Raw genomic sequence first — 21784 nt, forward strand, 5'->3', positions numbered from 1 at the left:
ATCAACACAGTAATGTTTCACATCATCAAAACAAATCACATGATAAACAAACCCATAATCATCAAGGCCACCAAGCTGAGAATAGAGACTAATTGACCACAGCATAAAACTACGTTTAACCACCGTGTTAAACGTAGTTTTTTCTATTGGCCGCCTTCATATCACTTCGCTGATCGTTCAATCAGATCCATCGGAATTTCCACTTTAACTTCCGTTCCCGCTCCCTCTGTGCTCACAATGGAAATCGATCCCTGATGCTCCTGGGCTATGGATTTCGCGATAGGAAGCCCGAGACCAGTGCCCCCAGTCTTTCGGTGACGCGAGCTGTCAACACGGTAAAAGCGTTCGAACACATGATGAACCTCATCTGCCGGAATACCTATACCATAATCTTTTACATAGATTACAGCATTCCCTTCTTCACTTGAAATATGGAACTCGACCGTTTCGGAACTGTATTTGAGCGCATTGTCTCCTAAAATGAGCAGCAGCTGTTTTATCTTGGTTCGGTCAGCATACAGGTTCAATTTTCTTTGTGGATTGTATAGCTTAATATCCCGGGGATACAATTGTTTCAAATTCGAGATCACTTCACTGCAGCATTCCGCCAAATCAAATTTCTCAAACTTTAACGGCACACCATGCTGAAATGATGCTAAGTCCAGCAGTTGCTGGGTCATGATGCGCATTCTCTTTGTTTCCTCAAAAATCGAATTCACGGCTTCGTTCTGAATTTCCTTATCCTGATTTCCCCACCGCCTCAGCATGCTTGCGTACCCCTGCACGATCGTAACCGTCGTATTCAGTTCATGCGAGGCATCCGAAACAAACTGCTGCTGACGTACAAAGCTTTCCTCCAGTCTATCGATCATACGGTTAAAAGTCTCGGTCATTTTGTAGAGTTCGGCATTGGAATTACCGCGTACAGGAATTTTTTTAAAGAGGAGGCTGCTCTCAATTTCCTGCATCGTTTGAATACTGCTGGCGATCGGTTTAACAATCGTCCTCGAAATTAGAATTCCCCCAAAAATACAGGCGATGATGGCTCCGATCGTGGAAAATGTAAGAATACTAACCAGTATCTCCATATTCGTATCGAGTGTATCCCATTTTTCGGAGATCTCAAACGTGCCTATTCGTTCGCTACCGGACATCATTGGCAAATGGACGATCAATATTTTCCGGTCATCGATATTAGCTAGCGTCGAATAGATATTCGGATCGAACGTGATATCCGACAGACTGTAATTTGCCCCGTTCCGGTATTCATGGATCAGCCGCGACTGCGCGTCGAAAATCCGGATCATCATATCTTCTGTCAAGTAACTGCTCAAATCAACCTTGGCATTTTGAACAGCTTCCACACCTGTCTTCTCAGCGATCGGCTCCCATTTATCGTGAAGCTGCTCTACTTCATTCTGTGTTGCGGTACGAATAAACAACAGATATACAGCCACGTCAACACACAGAAGGATGACGATCAGGAGGCTTGTGGTCAGCAGTGTAATTTTCGTTCTGAGCTTCACGGCTCTTCACTGTCCTTCTTCTCGAATACAGTAACCGACACCACGTATCGTTTGAATCAATTTCCCTTTGAAATTCTGTTCGATCTTTTTCCGGACATACCGGATATATACATCCACGATATTCGTATCACCAAAAAAATCATAACCCCATACATGTGTAATGATCTGCTCACGACTTAGCACATGATTTTTATTCTCCAATAAATAAAGCAGAAGATCATATTCTTTAGGTGTCAGGTCGATATCCTGTCCTTCCCGTTTGACGCTTCTTGATTTCCTGTTTAAGACCAGGCTCCCGATCTCCAAGACGTCCTGATTTTGACCCTGCTGCAGCGTTTCGTCAACTCTGTGTCTAATGTTAGCCCGGATTCTGGCAAGCAGCTCCTCGATCTCGAACGGCTTTGTGATATAGTCATTTGCGCCTTGATCGAGTCCAGCTACCTTATCAGGCGTGGTGTTGCGGGCAGTGACCAGAATAACCGGTGTGACCAGATCCACTTTTCGAAGTCTTCTCAGCACTTCAACCCCATTCAATTCCGGGAGCATAATATCCAGTATGATCAGGTCCCAGGATTGGTGCTGCGCCTTTTCCAGACCTTCACGCCCGTTATCCGCAAGCTCTACTTCATAACCTTCGTGCGTGAGTTCCAGCTCAAGCAGTCTGGATATTTTCACTTCATCATCAATAATGAGAATCCTTTTTTGCACGATCTTCCCCCGGTTCATGTCATGTAAGGGTATGAGAAAAGTATAAAAATAACGATGCTATTGTTCAGTATCACCAAGTTGAAGGCGGCTATTCGGTACAAAAAAAGAACCCACTTTTTATAAGTGGGCCCATCTAGTATCGGATAATTAAATGCGTAAAATAAAATAGTACGTAAAAGGACCAATTGACTCCTATTCCGCTTTCTTCGGTTCTGGAGCCATCCTCTTCGCCAAAAATACGGCTACGAAAATCGCCGAAATTCCGCCGACAAGCTTACCGCAAATCATTGGGAAAATCATTTCTTTCGCTACCCCAGCCGTAAAGCCGAGATGATCGCCGAACACAAACGCTGCAGATACGGCAAATGCGACGTTGATGACTTTGCCTCGCGCATCCATGTCTTTCATCATGCCGAACATCGGAATGACGTTGGCAAGCGTAGCCACGAGGCCTGCCGCTGCGATCTCGTTCATGCCGAGCAATTTGCCCAGTTTCATGAGCGGCTTTTTGAATACTTTCGTGATGACGAATACCATCGCAAAAGCACCAGCCAACACAATAGAAATATCACCAACGACCTTGATTCCGTCTTCAATTGGAGCAAGACCCGGAATAATGGTAATACCCGTCAACTGCTGCACGATACCAGCTGCGAGTCCCAATGTCGCTACGATAACAATAAACTGGCCAAAGATCGTGAAGCCTTTGATCATGCCTTGCGGGAACTTCCACAACCCAAGCACGATAAGTACAGCAAACAAAATGATTGGTACAAGGTTAGACAAAATCATCGAAAGCTCGAAACCAGCCACTAATCCACCGATCAAACAACCAAGTGGAATCGTGATGATACCAGCCAACACGCCGGTAGCTAAATATTTATGGTCTTCCTTTTTGATAATGCCAAGCGCAACCGGAATGATGAATACAATGGTAGGACCAAGCATAGCCCCTAGAATTGTACCTGCGAATAAACCCGCCTCCGGACTTTGTGCCAGTTCCTGAGCCAGTGCGAATCCACCCATGTCATTTGCAAGCAGCGTAGTTGCAAACATAGCAGGGTCTGCTCCCAGCGCCGTATACAATGGAACGACAATCGGACTCAGCAAGTTAGCTATTACCGGAGACAAGGAGATGATCCCCACCATAGCCAGCGTAAGCGAACCCATGGCCATAATACCCTCATCGAATTGTTGCCCGAGTCCGAACTTATACCCAAGGCACTTATCGATGGCACCAAGAATCATGAAAATAACCATGCCGTAAATGATGATTTCATTAATCCCCACGAAAATGCTCCTCCATTCTTTCACTATGTGATCAAAAGCGAATCTTCTAAAACTTCCTATCGGAAATGCTGCTGGATTTCCTCGGACGGGGAACGAAGTACGGTGTAATGAATAATCCGCTTTTGATCCATGGAGGATACGAACACCTTCATCCCCTGCTCGACATCACTGACACTTCCCGTGAACACGGCGAGGAACTTACCGCCAATCGCCATGCCAAGATTCATTTTCTTTACATGAATATCACACTGCTTTAGAGCCTCATTAAGTGCAAATATACCGGAAGATACCGTAGACGTCTCTACTATTCCAAGTGCATCTACAGGCTGAGAAGATTGCCGACGTTTCAATCCGTTCACAATATCAGGATGAACGCCATGCAGTTCAAAATCACTGATCCGGAATTCTCCGGATTCCGCCTTGGCTGTCTCCATCGCTGCCTGTACGTCTGCGGTATCGCCGCTCATGATGATGAGAAACTTGCCCGGACAGATCGGCTTCATGTGATGCACCTCGACTGGGGAAGTCTTCAGCATGCGGTCTGCCGTCTCATAGCCTTTGCTAATGCTGCGCAGCTCGACAACACCTATTGCACTAGTCATGGGGCACCTCGATAGAATCGACGATACCTACGATGACAGCGTCAACGGGTACGTCTGTATTGGCAAGTGATGTTCGAGCCGCACTTCCTGTCGTCACCAGAACTGTATCCCCTATGCCAGCTCCTGCGTTATCCGCAGCTACAAAATAGTCGCGCTCGACAGGTTCATTGTTATATGATAGCGGCTTGACCACCAGAAAGGTCAGCCCGTTCAGCTTATTATCCTTGCGGGTAGCCCACAGGCTTCCCGTAACTTGTCCCACGATCATAGGTTCACCTCGCCCGTTATCTTCTGTGCACCTGCATCTGCTGCGTGCGCAAGTAATCCTGAGCAAGCGGCGTAATGATACTATGCCGGTCAATTACGATTTCTTTCCGATTTTTCAGACGGCACTTTTTGAGTTCCGCTTCGGTAATGACTTTCCGATTCAGCACTTCCGGTTGATTCGATCCATCGAAAGATTCGGTACGATGATCAACCTTATGAATATCGGGACTCCGGCCTTCCTCTATACAAGTCGTAAGCACATCCTGTTTTTTGACTACCCGGATGCCATAATTGCTCAACTTGTCCGTAAATTCTTCGTACATCTTGTACAACAGGACGGGTGCCGTTGACTTGTATTTACGGTAATTCAGACCTTCCTCCAGAGCAACAACTTTTCGTCCCTTCAGCAGCATCGTCAACACAAACCGTTCACGCGGGCCTGCACTGATACCGTTCGCGAGATTGGATAACAGCTGAAGACATAGATTCGTAATAATCAGCACATCGCAATCTCTAAGGGTCTCGTCATAATAACGAACCTCAAAATATGGCTTTAGCATGTTTTCAAGTTCCGGCAACGGTTCTACAGTCAGAAGAACCGCTTGCTTTTTACATGCAATCGGTTCGTCCTTCTGCCCCAGCCTCTTCATGACTTCAGCCGTGACGGCTTCAACAATTGCAGCCCGATCCAGAGCTTCTATGTTCATTTTTTCACGCTCCTAAACCTGGATGCCCTACTTCAAAATTTTCCCCTTCGTACCTTTCGTAAAACCGCATGCATTCGCCTCATCATAGTCAATATGCATGTAGGTTTCATAGCTCTCGCTGACTCTTACAAGCACGTCGTCGAAAATAAGAGGGCGTTTGCCGTACACTTTCACCTGTACAATCTCGCCGTTCTTCACGTTGTATTTTTCCGCGTCTTCCGCTTTCACGTGAATATGACGCTGTGCAGCGATTAAGCCTCGGTCGAGCCGAATCATATTGCTGCCCGAAGCGATGACTATACCCGGGGTTCCATCCAGCTTGCCGCTTTCATTTACCGGAGCAGACACGCCGAGCACGACCGAATCCGTAAGCGAAACCTCGACTTGTGATTCTTTGCGTTCCGGACCGAGCACGACAACATTATGCAGAGAGCCTTTTGGCCCGATCAGCGTGACGCGTTCTTTGCATGCATATTGTCCCGGCTGGGAAAGATCCTTTGCTTTCGTCAATTGATAGCCTTCGCCAAACAACGCATCAATCGCCTCACGGTTCAAATGCACATGCTTGCCGGATGCTTCAATCTCGATACAGGTTTCATCCTGCACTCTCTTGACTACTTCATTGATAATGCTCTCTACCAGAGTGTTATCCACCATTATCACCTCATCAGTTGTACTGTCCGACACGGATGCGGAACATGATAATCCAGAACAAGGAAGATAAACGGTTCAATGTCCGAATGATGTCTTCACGCTCTACATCTCCGTGTTCCTTCTTGAAGGCTTGATAAGCCAGCAGTTCCGTCTCTCTTGTCAATGTGCGTAACGCATTTATGACAACAACCGCTTCGCCCATATCATAGCTGGGTTGAAAATGTTCCAATCCAAAATACTTCTTGGGAAAATGGGATTGCTCCCGCAATTCCTTAGGTGTCATCCCAAGCAGATTAAACTCTTCAATACTTTCGCTCAGCACTTCACAGCGTACGATTCGCCGTACGAATTGCAAGATCTCTTCCAAATCGTCGACCAGCTTGGTCATATTCAGCTTGAAGCAGCTGATTTGCGCTTCCAATATTTTCGTTTCCAATGAATCTAGCTTACCGCGGAATAATATCCGTGGATGATCTTTAAACACGAGCATATTTCCATGCAAATGCGTCATATGCTCCGGCTTCGTTTCCAAAAATCCGCCGTACAGTGTTCGAAACCGCTTTTTTCCTCCTGTTGCCGGTTCAACATCCAGGTTGGTTGTAATTTGAAGCTTAACTTCCTTTTGGGCTGCCGACGTTGATGCCGGTGCAGGTGCATCCACTGTACCTTTATCATCCTCAGGAGCTTTCACATATCGAAGTTCAATCTGATGATCGGTCAAAAAGCTTTTGGCCGATGGTGTCAGAATCGTTCCAGGCGCCGTCTCATAAACGGCAACTTCCTTTAGATTCTGATTCCGATAGTGCTTACGAAGCTCACTTTCCGTAATCAAAGCCATGTTCTCACATCCTTCTAAGGCGAATGCGTGTTCATATTACCTCTATACGCGATCGCCCGAGCTGTTACTTGCCAGGGCATCGCTTATAGGCAGGAAGTGGAATGCGGGCCTAAGCCCGCATTCTACTGTCCACCTAATCTGGCTTGTCCGGAATGTATTATTCTGCCTTTGTCTTAGGCAGAATTGCGTCCACTTCCGCATGTGGTCTTGGAATGACGTGTACCGACAACAATTCTCCAACGCGTTCTGCTGCTGCTGCGCCTGCATCAGTAGCTGCCTTAACCGCACCCACATCACCGCGAACCATAACAGTAACGAGACCTGCACCGATTTGCTCTTTACCAATCAATGTAACGTTAGCTGCTTTCACCATTGCGTCTGCTGCTTCGATTGCTCCTACCAAACCTTTAGTTTCTACCATTCCCAATGCGTTTGCGTTTGCCATGATTAAATTCCTCCTAGAAATTGTTATTTATAATAAATTTTTGTGTAACCTTTGGTTGTTTAACTCTGACGAGGATACGGTAATTTAGATCTTTTCTAGAATGCGTGCCACGATCATACTGATCAACTGCTCTGTATCTTCCAGGTTCATGCTCGCCGCTTTCGGCTGCGATTCTGGCTTCGATTCCTCCGGCTGCTCTACCAAATCTTCCATTTCCTTCAGTCCGTACGCGACTCTACGAATGTTGAGCAGATTGAGCGGACTGATGTTGTCGGATGTTGAGCTTCCACCAACTGCGCCACATCCCAGTGTAAGCGCTGGTGCGATGGCAGTTGTTGCGCCAATGCCGCCAAGTGTGCCCGGCGTGTTGACCAATAAGCGGGATACCGGCTTTTTCAGAGCGAACTGACGTACAATCTCTTCGTTTTCCGAGTGAATGCACATCGTATGACCGGCGCCTTCGCCATTCAGAATTTCGATGCAGCGCTCGCATGCCGCTTCCCAGCTGTCTTCGGTGTAGAAAGCCAGAATCGGTGCTAATTTCTCGCGTGAATATGGAACATTGTGTCCAACGCGAGTTTCTTCTGCGATCAGTACGCGTGTGCCCGCTGGAATATCCAGTTTCGCGAGCTTCGCGATATGCTCTACGCTGCGGCCAACGATTTGCGGGTTCATGGTGCCATTGGCCCGCATAATGAATTTGCCGAGCTTGTCAGCTTCCTCTGCGGAGAGGAAGTAAGCTCCCTGCTTCTTGAATTCAGCCACAACCGCTTCCTTGCTGCACGCTTCGACAACGACGGATTGCTCAGATGCGCAGATTGTGCCATTATCGAATGTTTTGGAATCCATAATGCGCTTGACAGCAAGCGGAATATTCGCACTCTTCTCGATGAAAGCAGGGCCGTTACCCGGACCAACACCGATCGCAGGCGTACCGGATGAGTAAGCGGCTTTGACCATCGCCGTTCCGCCGGTTGCGAGAATCAAGGCAACATCGTTGTGCTTCATCAATTGATCTGTTCCTTGAATTGTTGGAACTGTCATGACGCCGATGGCGCCTTCTGGACATCCTGCCTGTATAGCTGCTTCGCTGATGAGCTTCACTGTTTCCATGATGCACTTCAGTGCATTCGGATGCGGGGAGAACACGATGCTGTTCCCGGCTTTAAGTGCGATCAGCGCTTTGTAGATGACCGTTGATGTTGGGTTGGTGGACGGTATCAGGCCAGCGATGACGCCGACAGGAACTGCTACCTCCATCAACTTATTCTCTTTGTCATCTTTGAGTACGCCAACTGTCTTCATGTCCTTGATCGACTCGTATACCTGCTGCGAAGCAAATGCATTTTTGACGATCTTGTCCTGCCAACGACCGAAACCTGTCTCCTCATTGGCCATCTTCGCCAATTTCTCGCGATGCTTATAGCCGGCATCGGCAACTGCTTTGACGATTGTATCGATCTGCTCTTGCGTCATAGCGGCAAGCTTGACTTGCGCTTCTTTGGCTTTCTTAATCAGATCTCGGACTTCTTGAATGGATCTTAGGTCTTTATCCAATGCTTCCATCAATATTCCTACTCTCTACCACGTATTTACATCGATAAACGTTTTCTTACGAACTTGCTTTTTTCTTCTTCTTGCTGGATTTCGCTGCCTGTGTATGCGCCTGCACTCGCGGATTTCCGCCATTGTTCTGGCCTTTCGGTGTACCGCTTTGCTTCTCAGCCGTTGCTGATATCTTGACTACAGCATCCGCCTGTTCGGTTACTGGCTTAACCTCACCAGCTTCTTTGGTTACCACCGTGGATACCGGATCTGCCTTAGTTTGCATATCTGCCGCGGCTGCAGGTTTCTTAGACTCAGCAGCGTCCGATGCCTTGTCCTTGAGCGGCTCTGACTTTTGAGCCTCAGTTGCTTTTAAAGCTTCCGCTTTCGAATTTGCCCCAGATTCCATCGATTTCTCAGCAACTGATGCTTCAGACGCTGCTTTGCTAACCGCGTGTTTGGCGTTATCTTCGACAGAAACTTGTGCAGTGACCTTTTCAAGACCGTTTCCAGTAGCTTGAACAGCTTCTTTCTCCTGCTCTTTGTCCATGGCTTTGCTCTTCTCCGGTTGACGCTGGCCTTCGCCTATGTCAACCGGACCCGCCACCAGAGCTGCCGTCTCTTCATGCATTCTTGCAATCACATGACGGGTCACCAGCACATCTAATTGCTTCGCCATCTCCGCGCCAGCCTCAACGGCAGCTTGTACAGCTCCGACATCGCCATCCAGCTTGACTGTCACCAGTCCACCCTTGATGATCTCCACACCGATGCAGGTAACGCTTGCCGCCTTCAATGCGGCATCCGCTACAGCGACTGCACCCAAATACCCTCTGACTTCCACCAGACCTAACGCGCTATGTCTCATGGGCTGTTACCTTAATAACTCGTCGGATTGTCTGCAACGAATTGAACTGCGTCTGCAAAGGCATCACATGCCGCTTTGCAAGCCGATTGACTGCCCGTAAGCAATGCACCACCAAAGTTGGTCTCGGAAGGCGGACCGAAGAAAGTAGCAATCGTCACATCAGCGGCCTTGAGTGCTGCGTCGAGCGCATACATCGCTTCCAGCGGCGGAGCGATCAGATATGCCAGTGCCTCTCCTTCTTTAATGCCAGCAGTCTCGGATAAATAGGAGCCTGTACGGGATACGCAATGGGCGAAATATGTGATGCTGTCATCCTCGTTGGCGCTAATGAAATGAGCACCGCTCTCGAAGAAATCAACGACGGCGTTCAAGCCGCTGCGCACTTCCTCCGGACTTGGCCCTGCCAGAATCCCAATGACCTCACCGGCCAGCTTCGTCGAAGCATTAGCCGATCCGGCATAAAAGCTTCTTGCATACACAACATCTACAACAGCGGCCTTCGTCGCTTCATCGAGCGCTGCATAAGTTACGTCATCAGTGTCAGCAGTAATGATACCCAAACTTTTATGGTGTGGCTTCAGCTCCAGCTTGCTTGCCATATCCAGACTTACATTGGAAATGATCTTGATGCCAAGCACTTTTGCTTGAATCGGTTCGTTTCTCATACGTGCCTCCTTGCCTTTCCTATAATTTCAGATCAATACCTGATGCTTTGCGCTCAATCATCGTCTTGATCAGTTCAGCAATGTGTGCACCCGCTTCCACTGCAGGCGTTCCGCCAGAGTGAATGTTGGAGATCACGGTACGTCTTGCTTCAGGCATGCCTACAGTCGGTTTATATGCAATGTAGGCACTCATGGATTCTGCAGTTACAAGTCCTGGACGCTCGCCGACTAACAGGCAAACCACGTCTGCTTCTGTTACATCGCCAATCACATCCATAGAAGGAACACGGCAATGCTTGACGAACAAGATATTGCCTACGTCCAAACCGTACATTTTGAAACCTTGTGTAATGGATGGAATAATATCGCGCAAGTTGGCTTCAATTGCTGCTGAGCTTAAGCCGTCTCCAACCATAATCTGCACTTTTGCCTGCTTGGTCGTATTCTGCTTGATGTACTCGATGGTTTCTTCAGAAAATTGACGTCCCAAGTCTGGGCGTGTAATATATTCGTCCTTATCGCGGCACTTCGTTGCAACCGGTACAAGGTTCATTTCCTTTACGAACTCTTCAGATACGTAGGAGAATACGGCATCTTGCGCAGCAGCATGGTCAGCACGGAAACGCAGCGATGTAATGGTCTTGTACCGAGGGCCTGCACGCCAAACACCTAGACGAGCTGGTGTCTTTTCTTTCATTTTCAAATATCCTTCGCGATCCTCTGGATCAGGGACAAGCAGCAGCTTGCGAAGATCAATTTCCGTAATATCCTCCAGGCATTCGCCGTCGTCCTCTTGTACTTCCTCAGGCACACTTGCCTGTACAAGCTCACTTTCGTTCGACTCTGCAGCTGCCACTGTTTCAACAGGCTTCGCTGTTTCTGTTTCTTGCTCTGCCTTGTTTCCTACCATTTCGTTTAAGATCGATTCAATCATCGATTTCAGATCTTTTTCGTTCATGAGAGCTTCCTCCTTCCCTTACTTGAGAAATACTGATGCATCCCCAGCTTTTTTAGTCAGCTTGCCATTTTCAATAAATCCCATCTTCTCCATCCATTGTTCGAACTCCCGGATTGGACGGAGGCCCAGCATTTCACGCAGCGTCGCCGTCTCATGATATCCGGTCGTTTGATAATTGAGCATGACGTCGTCACCATGCGGGATACCCATGAAGAAGTTACATCCAGCATTGGACAAGAGAACCGCGAGGTTTTCCAAGTCGTTCTGATCAGCCTTCATATGGTTCGTGTAACAAGCATCACAACCCATGGAGATGCCCGTCAGCTTACCCATGAAGTGGTCTTCCAATCCTGCACGAATAACTTGCTTCGCATCGTACAGATACTCTGGACCGATAAAACCGACTACGGTATTGACGATGAACGGGTTGTATCTCTTCGCGAAGCCGTAGCAGCGCGCTTCCATCGTCACTTGGTCGATTCCGTGATGGGCTTCGGAAGACAGCTCGGAGCCTTGACCTGTCTCGAAATACATCACGTTTGGTCCAACCACTTGACCTTGATGGAGTGCAAGATACTGTGCTTCATCAATCGTGGCTGCATTGAAGCCGAACGCTTCATTACCTTTCTGCGAACCTGCGATCGATTGGAAAATGAGTCCTGTTGGCGCTCCGCGCTTCACAGCTTCCATCTGAGTTGTAACGTGAGCCAATACGCAAGTTTGCGTTGGAATATCCCATTTCTGACGGAACTCCTCGAACCGTTTCAGAACACGTGTCACGCTTTCTACGGAGTCATCGACCGGATTGAGACCAAGCACCGCATCCCCGATACCAAAGGTTAAACCTTCCATCAAGGAAGCCATAATGCCGTCAGGATCATCTGTCGGATGATTCGGCTGTAAGCGAGCCGATAATGTACCCGGACGCCCGATTGTCGTGTTGGCGTGCGCCGTAACCCGGATTTTACTCGCGCCATAAATGAGGTCAAGGTTAGACATGATCTTCGCGACCGCAGCGATCATCTCAGCTGTCAGTCCACGGGACACACGCTTGATGTCGGCTTCCGTTGTGTTATCATCCAAGATCCACTCCCGAAGCTCTTCGACAGTCCAGTTCTTAATTTCATCGTAAATGCGCTCATTCACTGCATCCTGAATAATGCGGGTAACTTCATCCTCTTCGTAAGGAACCGCTGGATTGTTGCGCAAGTCCGACAATTTGATTTGGGATAGCACCACCTTTGCGGCTACGCGTTCTTCAGATGAAGTAGCGCCAACTCCGGCCAGCGTATCCCCCGACTTTTCCTCGTTGGCTTTTGCCATAACTTCCATGAGTGTTTTGAATTGATAGACACGGCCAAACAGTTTCGTTTTTAAAATCACAAAAGCTCCTCCTTCCAATACTCGATTCGTTAATGTTCAATCTTCTTTAGTGAAAAACGAGCGTTTTAATGACGACAGGGAGCACCTTGCCATCAGCAATCGGCTTGCCGATGTCGATATAGTCGCCATTGTCTACCTGTACGCTGTCGATGCAGATGACATCTTTCTTGTAGCCTAGCAAAGCGTACAGTGACTGACCTAGCACCTTGGCCATATCGTGCTGGACGATTACGATGAGCGGGTACTCTCGTGCCAGCAGTTCGGACATTCCTTGGTGCAGACCTTGTGCATATTTCTGAACCTCTAGGAAGCTCGGGCTCTTCTTCCCTTCAAGCGCAATAGCGACCCGCTGCAAATCATTGTTCAGCTTGAACCAATTCAGCTTATCGGCAATAGCCCCAGCCAGCTGCTCGCTACTTCCCGATTCATCTGCTACAGCAAGCTTCAGAATCGGTATATTCTTGATCGGGAAGCTCTCTTCCGTATAGGTTATCGTGCTCCCGCTGATCTCTGTCGTATGAGAGCCCGCTCCGACAACGGTAGCCCGGATGGTCTCGACTGAACGCGCAACGGTCAGCTGCTGCGTTAACGGAGAAGCGGCGATCGCTCTTCCGAGCAATATGCCGATGTCTCCGAACTCAAACACATCGCCAGTCGCTTCTTGATAAATGTAGTCCGCTACCCCACCGGAGAAAGATATGCACGGAATCGCCCGATCCAGCCTCAGCCCTTTGTTCGTGATAATGGTGTCGTAGAAGTCGCTTGGCGGTTTGAGGCCGACACTTTCTTCAAGCAGCTTAACCATTTCCCCGATAATCGGCTGAAGATCTGCCGGAGTTACCCGCTGCCCCAAAGCGAGATATAATCCCTTTCGCTCCGCAAGTTGTATGATCTTAGGCGCGATGTACGTAATCTCATGAGTGCTCTGGTCAACCTTGATTAGCCGCCCTCCGATATCCAGACATCCCGTGTCCAGCAGTTCACCGCCTGCGAATAGCGCCAAATTGCTTGTACCGCCGCCAATGTCGATGTTGACGATGGAAGTGGAATGCTCTTTAGAATACGTATGGGCACCCGCGCCTTTGGCGGCGATGATGCTTTCCAAATCTGGACCCGCAGTTGCGACCACGAAATCTCCAGCGAAGCCGCTTAGCGACAGCAGCACTTCATTCGCGTTATCCTTACGTGCCGTTTCACCCGTAATAATGACCGCGCCTGTCTGAATCTCGTCCTTGTGGATTCCGGCCTTTTCATACTGTTCCTGTACGAATGACTGGATCTGCAGCATATCGATTCGATTATCCGCTAGCACGGGCGTGAAGCAGATATCACTTCGATAGACCACTTCTTTGTCCGTGATGACCAGGCGGGGCACCGAAAATGATGAAGCCAAGTTCTGAATATGGAGCTTCGATAACACGAGCTGGGTCGTTGATGTCCCCATGTCGATGCCTACGCTCAGCAATTGCTCATTCACTTTTCTCACCCCCATGGCTTGATTTCCACTTACATTCGAACTTTCGTCTTGAAGAATACAAAAAGGCTTAAAGTGATAACCTCCCGGATGTATCGGAATGGTTAACTTTAAGCCTCATCGCTTCAAAGACTACACCTTTGTAGTCCGAATATTCACTTTTTGAACGTAAACGTAACCGTTGTGCCCACATCGCCCGAGACGATCGCGAGCTTGCCTTTCAGTTTGTCCTTTACATAACTGCGGACAATCGACAGCCCTAAGCTTTTACTCGAAGCTTCTTCAACTATGAATCCGGCCCCATCGTCCGCAACGACGACCGTCACCAGTCCGCCTTCAACCCGCGCCTTGACAGTAATCTTGCCTTCCGAGCAATCACCAAAAGCATGCTCATAGCAATTATGTAGCAGTTCGCTTACAATAAGCGCGATGGTTGCGGTTCGATCGCTGTCTAAGCAGATGCTCTGCTCTGAAGTGATGTCTACCTTAATTGAACGACAATGGACAAAGCAGCGTTCGATATTCGACGCGATCAGGCAAATGACATCCAGCAAATCCACTTGTGCTTCGATTTCGGTCGATAGCAATTCATGGGTTGCCGCGATTGCGAGCACCCGGCTGACGCTGTCGTCCAGGCATTTCTTCGCCTCGGGGCTCTTGCATTGTCGTCCCTGGATGCGTAAGAGAGATGCCACCGTCTGCAAATTGTTTTTTACCCGATGGTGAATTTCGCGGATGGCCACCGATTTAGAAATAATTTCCGCTTCCTTGTTTTTAATCTCGGTGATATCATGCAAAATCACACCTACACATAAATCCTTTTCCTCAATGAACAGCCGCTTCACTTGGTAATAACCGCCAGCCGCTTTCACTTCTGTCGTCAATGGACAGCATGGTGAAGATGAGTGCTGCTTCATTACTTCAGAGAACATCGTCTGATCAAGCGACAAATTATCATAGTGCAGGCCTTGAATATCTTCCAAATATCCAAGCTGTCTGTAATACACATCTGCCTGTTCATTTTTCAGCTTCAAAAACCCGTATTTGTCAAACACCAGAACGGCGTCCTCCAATTGGTTGATGATCGGATCCTTGAACCGCAGCATGGCCGCCAGCATCGAAGACATCTCGCCATCCTCGCATGGTTTTCCCATCATATTGAAGTGAGCTTGAATATTGTCGCTGATATCTTTTTCATAGATGAGGACGGCAATGACGCCGGTTTGATTTTTGATCGGGTATACCGTTTGACGAACCAAATGATCCTCCTGCGTATTGGCGACGAGTCCTTGTGACATAATTCCTGTCTCCAATGTGCGCAGGACACCGGGCTCGTTCTTGCGCAGCGCCCTCTCGCCTGCTACCGGCAGCTGATACAGCGATTTGCCTTCGCCAGGACGGCGGTGATAGACCACAACGGCCTCGTTAGCCATGCTGGACAGTACGTCGATGAAGACATCATCTTCCACCTCGGTCATTTCAAAAGACTCTGCTATTCCGCATATCCGCGCAATATCTGCTTCCGACAACCCGGTATGAAGGGAGCACAGTTGTTCGATCCGTTCTTTGAAATCAATCATAGGAAATGACGATGGTGGTTGCAATTTCAATCATAGGACATCGCCGATCCATACTAAGTTTGCGCAGGGTTTGATAGGCTTCCTCTTCGGTATAGCCATTTTCCTTCATCAGGATCCCTTTTGCTTTCTCGACCGCTTTGCGCTCTTCCATTTTCTGCGTAAGCTTCGAAAGATCTTGTTCCAGCTTGCGTATTTCCTTGCCTTTGGCAATCGTTACTTCCACCATAGGAATGAACGACTTTTCATCAAGCGGCTTTACCAGATAACCAAGCGCTCCGACAGAGGATGCTTTTTCAATCGTCTGTTTGTCACTGTAGGCAGTTAAGAGAATAATCCCGCCCGCCAGCTGCTCTGATATGATTCGTTTGCCCGCCTTGAGCCCATCCAAAATGGGCATTTGAACATCCATGATGACGAGGTCAGGCAGATGCTTCTTGCATAATTCGATAGCTTCAAAGCCATCAGAAGCTTCGCCTACTACATTGTAGTTCGCCTCTTCGAGCATCTCACGAATATCCATTCTTGTAATAGGTTCGTCATCGACTATTACAATTTTTCCATTCATGTGTCATGCACCTCATAATCTGTCGTTATTTGCTTATCTATGCTAAAGCCTCTCTTGTAAAGGTTGTTCAAAAAGTCCGCTTTTGATCACGAAGTAATAAAAGAAAAAGTCGTTTACGCCTCCAAATACTGTTGAAGTGCATCCACTCCTACATTCTCAATCGTCGAGACTTCAAAAATCCGCTCTACTCCTGCCGCTTCCAAATAGGCTCTAGCTTGCGCGATTTCCTCTTGCGACTTTGCGAGTTCCACCTTCGTGACTACGCCGATGACCGGCTTGGCGAATACCGTCGCAAAGGCTGGCGGGAAGTAGCTGTCTTCCTTCGTGCAATCTTGAACAAGTCCGATTACATCAGCATCTACGCTGGATACTAACAGCATTTTGTATAAATATCGGTTCTCGATGCATTCGCCTGGCGTATCAATCGCCTGTTCGAAATTCTCGACGGCTTGCGTCTTTTTGTAGGTAATTTCCTGGCCGTGCAACCGTTGGCACAACGTGGTTTTACCCGACCCAGTGCTTCCGGCAAATATAATTTTCTTCATCGCAGCTTCTCCTACGTTCTCGTAATGTTTGCAGCAGCCGAGAAGCCTAGAATATTCTGCAATCCACGCAGCACTTCACTGATAGCTGATTCCACAGAAGACACATCACCTGTTATGACGAGCGAACCACTGAAGCGATCTACAAAGCCGATTTGGACTCCAGCCGCTTTCGTAGCGATATCCGCTGCAATAATGGAGGCTTCGCTTGGCGTGATCGTCATTACACCGATGGAATTATGCGCGTCGCTTCCGAGTCCCAGCTTCTTGTAGATATCCGGATTCGGATTCGCGATAATGTGAGCCAACGTGACCTGTTTACCAGGCACATACTCCTGAATGACACGTTGTTTCTCGGCTCGTTGTTCCATACTCATCATCTCACTCTCATGTCTGAAACACGTGATTATCTGTAAAAAACAATAAAAGCCCCTTAAAAAGTTCACGTGGAATTTTTAAGAAGCTCCTTCGCTTTTAATTGTATGCAACACGCCGTTGTGTTACTTTTACTATATTTTATTATTGCAAGCGATGTCAATACATAATCAGACAAAATTCGACTTGGATTTAGAATTGAAACATTTTGTTCAAAATTTCAGCGACATCCCCTGCAGTTGGAACACGAGGATTCGTAGCCGTGCATCCATCTTTCAGTGCACCTTCAGCAATAGAATCTCTCATGTCTTCGAGCATTGCTTGATCTACACCACACTCTCGCAGCGTTTGCGGCATATTCAATTGCTTCTGCAGCTGCTTGATCGCTTGTACCAAACTCCGGACGCCACTCTTTGCATTAGGAGACGGCAATCCAAGTATTTTGGATATTTCGGCATATCGAACCGCTGCGCGATTACTTTCTTCCTTGCCATAACCCGGCTTGTAATCGGCATTGAATTCGATGACATGCGGAAGCAATATCGCATTCATCCGTCCATGAGCAATCTTGAATTTGGCTCCAGCTACATGTGCAATCCCATGATTAAGCCCAAGCGACGTAATATTAAACGCCATCCCAGCGAGGCAAGATGCATTATGCATTTTCTCGCGTGCCTCAAGATCATTTCCGTCCTTAAAAGCTCTTGGCAAATACGCAAAGACCAGCTTAATCGCCTTCTCCGCCAGCGCATCTGAAATATCATTCGCTTTGGTGGATACGTAGGATTCAATAGCATGCGTCAGAACATCCATCCCTGTATCGGCGGTAATGAAGTCCGGCACGCTTTTCGTAAGTTCCGGATCCAAAATCGCCTCTTGTGGCAGCATATCATTGGATACAAGCGGATACTTAATGTTTTTCTGCTTGTCGCTGATGACGGAGAATGACGTTACCTCTGAACCCGTTCCGCTTGTCGTCGGAATTGCTACGAACGGGATGTCGCGCTGGTTCAGCAGCTTTTGAGCAAACAGCTTCATCGCTTTGGCCGCATCAATGGCAGAACCACCGCCAATGGCGATGATCAAATCGGTGTTGAACGAACTGAGCGCCTCGACACCTTCCGTGACGATTTCTACTGGTGGATCGGGCACGATGTTGCTGAATATATACTGCTCATTACTGCTGTGCAAGCGATCGAACACCATGTTAATCATTCCCGACTTCACTATGAATGGATCCGTGACGATGAAGATTCGTTTGTTTCGCCACTCTGTAAGACGATCCATAGCGCCTTGTCCCATATAGAGATCGGCTTTGATAGAAAGCTTATCCATGTAATGCACCTCCAAGGAGTATTTACAACAAAAAAAGAGGTCTCTCAAAGGAAAATTCCCTTCAAAAGCCTCTTTGCTTGTTATCGATTGTGCACGCCATTGTGCAGCTTATCATTATTTGATTTTGCAATTATACTGTACACCGTAGTTCCGATATTCGTCAACCGATTCCAGTACTTGTCCTTAGATCAGACACATAAGATGAATTCGCGAGTTCCAAAATTAAGTTTTCATGTACATTTTTTAGAAAAAAGGGATATGCACGCCAATGTGCATATGATTCTTCGCCATAGAAGAACTTCCCGTTTGTTTGCTATACCCCATTGTATATGTTCGGCGGCGACACCTGGTTTTTTCCGACAGCATTGTCGGCAGCCATTGGCTACAACAAAAAAAGCCTAGCGAGGCGTTTAACATCACTAGACTTGTAAACCAGCCACTTTCGCCTCGAAATGACTGGTCTGGCAAAGTTATTAGACAAAAGACCTGACTTAAGACCGAGCATCCGATCTATTACAGTGGCGGGACCGTGTTGGATTTGCACCAAACTTCCATTGCCTATAACTTCTTCTATTGTGTTTGACGTGAATGGTCGTCCATTCGACATAATTATAGCATAAAAGATTCGTTTGGCAATATGAAAATGAAGAACGTGACGGATTTTATCCACGCATTCCGTAAGTTTTGCCCTAATTTCAGTAAACCTTCGAAATCATGTCTCTCATGACTTTTGCTGAATTTTCAAGGGCATCGCGCTCCTTGCTGTCCAGCTCGATTTCAATTACCTCTCTTACTCCGCCACGGTTTACAATTGCCGGTGTGCTGATATATAAGTCGCTCTCTCCGTAATGGCCTTCCATCAAACAGGAAACAGTCAAGATGCTGTTTTCGTCATGGAAAATCGCTTTTGTAATCCGCGTCAAACACATGCCGATCCCGTAATATGTTGCCCCTTTGCGGTCAATAATGTGGTACGCCGCGTCTCGTACGTTCTCAAAAATTTTATCCAACTGTTCTTTGTCTTCAGGATTGTTCCGGCGTTCCAGTACTTTGCACAGTCGCTCTATTCCTATAGACGCTTGCGACCACACAGGGAATTCGCTGTCCCCATGTTCCCCAATGATCGCGGCGTGAATATTGCGCGGGTCAAGGCCAAAATACTCGCCAAGCATATACCGGAAACGGGCCGTATCAAGAGTTGTGCCTGACCCGATAACCCGCTCCTTCGGCAGTCCACTTTCCTTCCACACCACATATGTCAGGATATCCACGGGGTTAGTCGCGACAAGGAAAATGCCATTAAACCCGCTTTTCATAATTTCGGACACAATGCCCTTCATTACCTTTGCGTTCTTGTCGATAAGCTCCAGCCGTGTTTCACCTGGCTTCTGCGGAACCCCTGCCGTAATAACGACAACGTCTACGTTGCCGCAGTCTTCATACGAGCCTGATGTCACACGTGTAGGAGAGGTTGCGAACGCCATCCCGTGTTGCATATCCATTGCTTCGCCTTCTGCACGCTTTTCGTTGATGTCAATCAAAATCATTTCTTCTGCCACGCCTTGATTGATCATGGAGTAAGCGTATGAGCACCCAACTGCTCCAGTTCCGATCAGTGCTACTCGGTTTATTTTGTTTTTCATCATATCTCGCTCCTTTTGCTTTCTAATAGATCAGAAGGTTAATTATACCAACAACCACCAAAAATATAACGCTTATTTTAATGGTGAATTTGAACAGCTCGTTTTCCCTTCCCGTCAGACCCACTGCTGCGGCAGCAACCGCAACCGACTGCGGACTAATCATTTTCGCCATATCTCCGCCAATAACATTTGCGGCTACCATTGCTGCAGGCGAAATTCCAATCTGCGCCGCTGTTACGGCCTGTAGAGGTGCAAACAGCGAACCGCAGTTCACAACCGATCCGGTGAGGAATACGCCTATCCATCCGAGCACCGGCGCGAACAACGGGAACATCCCCCCGGTTGAAGCGAGCGCAAGCCCAAGAGTTGAGGACATACCCGAATAGTTGCAGATGTAGGCGAATGCCAGAACCGCGCAGATCGTCACGATTGGCAAAAAGAGTTCCTTCCCCGTCTCCCTTGCTGCGTCTTTTATTATTCCCCACGGTATTTTGAATATGAGAATGGTCAGCAAACCGGCAAGCAGTATCGCAACTGTAGTTGACGCGAATTCTATTTTGAACACCGCCGCGTATGGAGTAGGCTTTGAAACGATCGGTGGGAGTCGGTATACCATTTTATCAAGTCCCATAATCGGGAGATTAAGCGTTAAGCCATTAAATACATCCTTGAACGACTTAAGGGAAAACAGAATGACAAGTGCCGTCAACAATCCAAACGGTAACCACGCTTTTGCTATCTCTCCACGGGAATGTTTAATCACTTCAGCTGATTCTCCCTCTACTATGCGGTATATCTGTTTTGGTCTCCATTTACGCAAAAACAACGTCAAAGCAAGTAACGCTGCCAGTGCCGATAGGATGTCAACCAACACGGCTCCAAGTGTGTTAAGGACTACAAACTGTACTGCCGCAAACGTACCACTGCAAACAAGGATTGCCGGGTATGTCTGCTTAATCCCCTTCATCCTGTCCACAAGGAACACAAGTAGAAACGCAAGCACAATGCTGATAAGAGGGATGATATAGCTTGTGCGGCTTGCGATCTCTAACGCCGGTAAGTCAGTCAACGTAGCAGGAGTTGTTACTGGGATCCCCATTGCACCGTATGAGCCACCTGCGATATTGGCAACTAAGCACAAACCAGCTGCTTTTACCGGCTTAAATCCTAATCCGATGAGGATCACCGCCGTAATCGCGACGGGTGCACCAAACCCCGCTGCCCCTTCGAGGAATGCCCCGAAACAATACGCCACGAGCAGAACCTGTATTCGCTGGTCTGCCGTTATGCTCGTAATGCTGTTTTTGATGATTTCAAACTTTCCTGTTTTTACAGTCAGTTTGTACAGGAATATCGCCGCCAGCACGATTGTTGCCACGGGGTAGAGCCCGGACAAAGCTCCGAAAACGCCTGCTCCTACGACTTTTCCAAACGGCATACCGTAAGCCATTAAAGCTACCAAAGCGGCAACAGCCACACTTGCAAGTCCTGCTACATACCCTTTGAGCTTAAATACCGTCAATGCAATGATAAAAAACAATATCGGAATGGCCGCCACAAGCGCGGATATCCATATGTTACCCAGCGGATTGTACACTTGCTCCCATATCACAAAAAAACTCAACCCCTCGAACCTCTGTTTGTGTTGCACATAATGTTCCCGCTATACTTTGCGCATATTCCCTTTTTTTGATTTTAGCGACAGCATGTGTATAAGGTCACAAACAGTGAGGTGCGGCGACCGAAGAGGTGCCTTTCATATTTACAATCATCACCCCATTTTTATGGGTAACGATTTAGATTCAGGGTGAGAA

The 21784-nt window shown here is 47.8% G+C and carries 22 protein-coding genes and 1 riboswitch; all 22 genes read right to left on the bottom strand.

The window, feature by feature from the left end; genetic code table 11:
- Positions 1-161 precede the first annotated feature (161 nt).
- The gene (locus MUG84_RS17610) at positions 162-1526 is read right to left on the bottom strand and encodes a sensor histidine kinase (protein WP_244727107.1); all 1365 of its coding nucleotides are present in this window, start codon (positions 1524-1526) and stop codon (positions 162-164) included.
- Between the two features lie 6 nt (positions 1527-1532).
- Positions 1533-2252 carry a response regulator transcription factor gene (locus MUG84_RS17615; protein WP_280521383.1) on the bottom strand — a complete coding sequence of 240 codons (720 nt, stop codon included), beginning with the start codon at positions 2250-2252 and terminating at the stop codon, positions 1533-1535.
- 174 nt (positions 2253-2426) lie between these two features.
- Positions 2427-3524 (bottom strand): ethanolamine utilization protein EutH, encoded by a 1098-nt coding sequence (gene eutH, locus MUG84_RS17620; RefSeq protein WP_244727112.1) that lies wholly within the window; start codon positions 3522-3524, stop codon positions 2427-2429.
- 56 nt (positions 3525-3580) lie between these two features.
- Positions 3581-4126 (bottom strand): BMC domain-containing protein, encoded by a 546-nt coding sequence (locus MUG84_RS17625; RefSeq protein WP_244727114.1) that lies wholly within the window; start codon positions 4124-4126, stop codon positions 3581-3583.
- Positions 4119-4394, bottom strand: a complete 276-nt coding sequence (locus MUG84_RS17630) for a EutN/CcmL family microcompartment protein (RefSeq protein ID WP_244727117.1) — start codon at positions 4392-4394, stop codon at positions 4119-4121. Before MUG84_RS17630 ends, MUG84_RS17625 begins: the two co-directional genes overlap by 8 nt.
- Positions 4395-4410: 16 nt before the next feature.
- Entirely contained in the window at positions 4411-5100 is a 690-nt protein-coding gene (locus tag MUG84_RS17635) for an ethanolamine utilization protein (RefSeq protein ID WP_244727119.1), read from the bottom strand.
- Between the two features lie 27 nt (positions 5101-5127).
- Positions 5128-5754: an ethanolamine utilization phosphate acetyltransferase EutD gene (gene eutD, locus MUG84_RS17640; RefSeq protein ID WP_244727591.1), complete on the bottom strand. Its 627-nt coding sequence runs from the start codon at positions 5752-5754 to the stop codon at positions 5128-5130.
- A 13-nt stretch (positions 5755-5767) separates the two neighbouring features.
- The gene (locus tag MUG84_RS17645; protein WP_244727121.1) at positions 5768-6592 is read right to left on the bottom strand and encodes a cobalamin adenosyltransferase; all 825 of its coding nucleotides are present in this window, start codon (positions 6590-6592) and stop codon (positions 5768-5770) included.
- 157 nt (positions 6593-6749) lie between these two features.
- A complete protein-coding gene (locus MUG84_RS17650) occupies positions 6750-7037 on the bottom strand; it encodes a BMC domain-containing protein (protein WP_098747751.1) in 288 nt (95 codons plus the stop codon).
- Positions 7038-7121: 84 nt separating this feature from the next.
- Positions 7122-8603, bottom strand: coding sequence for an acetaldehyde dehydrogenase (acetylating) (locus MUG84_RS17655; RefSeq protein ID WP_244727123.1), 1482 nt, complete (start codon positions 8601-8603; stop codon positions 7122-7124).
- A gap of 46 nt (positions 8604-8649) precedes the next feature.
- Positions 8650-9450, bottom strand: a complete 801-nt coding sequence (locus MUG84_RS17660) for a BMC domain-containing protein (protein WP_244727125.1) — start codon at positions 9448-9450, stop codon at positions 8650-8652.
- A gap of 11 nt (positions 9451-9461) precedes the next feature.
- Complete coding sequence (eutL, locus tag MUG84_RS17665) at positions 9462-10115, bottom strand: ethanolamine utilization microcompartment protein EutL (RefSeq protein ID WP_244727128.1); 654 nt, start codon at positions 10113-10115, stop codon at positions 9462-9464.
- 19 nt (positions 10116-10134) lie between these two features.
- Positions 10135-11073, bottom strand: coding sequence for an ethanolamine ammonia-lyase subunit EutC (gene eutC / locus MUG84_RS17670; protein ID WP_244727130.1), 939 nt, complete (start codon positions 11071-11073; stop codon positions 10135-10137).
- Between the two features lie 18 nt (positions 11074-11091).
- Positions 11092-12456: an ethanolamine ammonia-lyase subunit EutB gene (locus MUG84_RS17675; RefSeq protein ID WP_244727132.1), complete on the bottom strand. Its 1365-nt coding sequence runs from the start codon at positions 12454-12456 to the stop codon at positions 11092-11094.
- A 46-nt stretch (positions 12457-12502) separates the two neighbouring features.
- A complete protein-coding gene (eutA, locus tag MUG84_RS17680; protein WP_244727135.1) occupies positions 12503-13933 on the bottom strand; it encodes an ethanolamine ammonia-lyase reactivating factor EutA in 1431 nt (476 codons plus the stop codon).
- Positions 13934-14085: 152 nt separating this feature from the next.
- Complete coding sequence (locus tag MUG84_RS17685) at positions 14086-15510, bottom strand: sensor histidine kinase (protein WP_244727593.1); 1425 nt, start codon at positions 15508-15510, stop codon at positions 14086-14088.
- The gene (locus MUG84_RS17690) at positions 15503-16075 is read right to left on the bottom strand and encodes an ANTAR domain-containing response regulator (RefSeq protein WP_244727137.1); all 573 of its coding nucleotides are present in this window, start codon (positions 16073-16075) and stop codon (positions 15503-15505) included. Before MUG84_RS17690 ends, MUG84_RS17685 begins: the two co-directional genes overlap by 8 nt.
- Positions 16076-16188: 113 nt before the next feature.
- Entirely contained in the window at positions 16189-16620 is a 432-nt protein-coding gene (locus tag MUG84_RS17695; RefSeq protein WP_244727140.1) for a EutP/PduV family microcompartment system protein, read from the bottom strand.
- A gap of 11 nt (positions 16621-16631) precedes the next feature.
- On the bottom strand, positions 16632-16988 hold the full coding sequence (locus MUG84_RS17700) for a BMC domain-containing protein (protein WP_244727142.1): 357 nt from the start codon (positions 16986-16988) through the stop codon (positions 16632-16634).
- A gap of 196 nt (positions 16989-17184) precedes the next feature.
- Positions 17185-18327 (bottom strand): 1-propanol dehydrogenase PduQ, encoded by a 1143-nt coding sequence (locus tag MUG84_RS17705; protein WP_244727144.1) that lies wholly within the window; start codon positions 18325-18327, stop codon positions 17185-17187.
- 427 nt (positions 18328-18754) lie between these two features.
- A riboswitch (adenosylcobalamin (AdoCbl) riboswitch) is annotated at positions 18755-18906 on the bottom strand.
- 116 nt (positions 18907-19022) lie between these two features.
- The gene (locus tag MUG84_RS17710; protein ID WP_244727595.1) at positions 19023-19970 is read right to left on the bottom strand and encodes an L-lactate dehydrogenase; all 948 of its coding nucleotides are present in this window, start codon (positions 19968-19970) and stop codon (positions 19023-19025) included.
- A 22-nt stretch (positions 19971-19992) separates the two neighbouring features.
- Entirely contained in the window at positions 19993-21582 is a 1590-nt protein-coding gene (locus tag MUG84_RS17715; RefSeq protein ID WP_244727146.1) for an L-lactate permease, read from the bottom strand.
- Between the last annotated feature and the right edge of the window lie 202 nt (positions 21583-21784).

Source organism: Paenibacillus mangrovi (assembly GCF_022898935.1).
Classification (GTDB): domain Bacteria; phylum Bacillota; class Bacilli; order Paenibacillales; family Paenibacillaceae; genus Paenibacillus_AQ; species Paenibacillus_AQ mangrovi.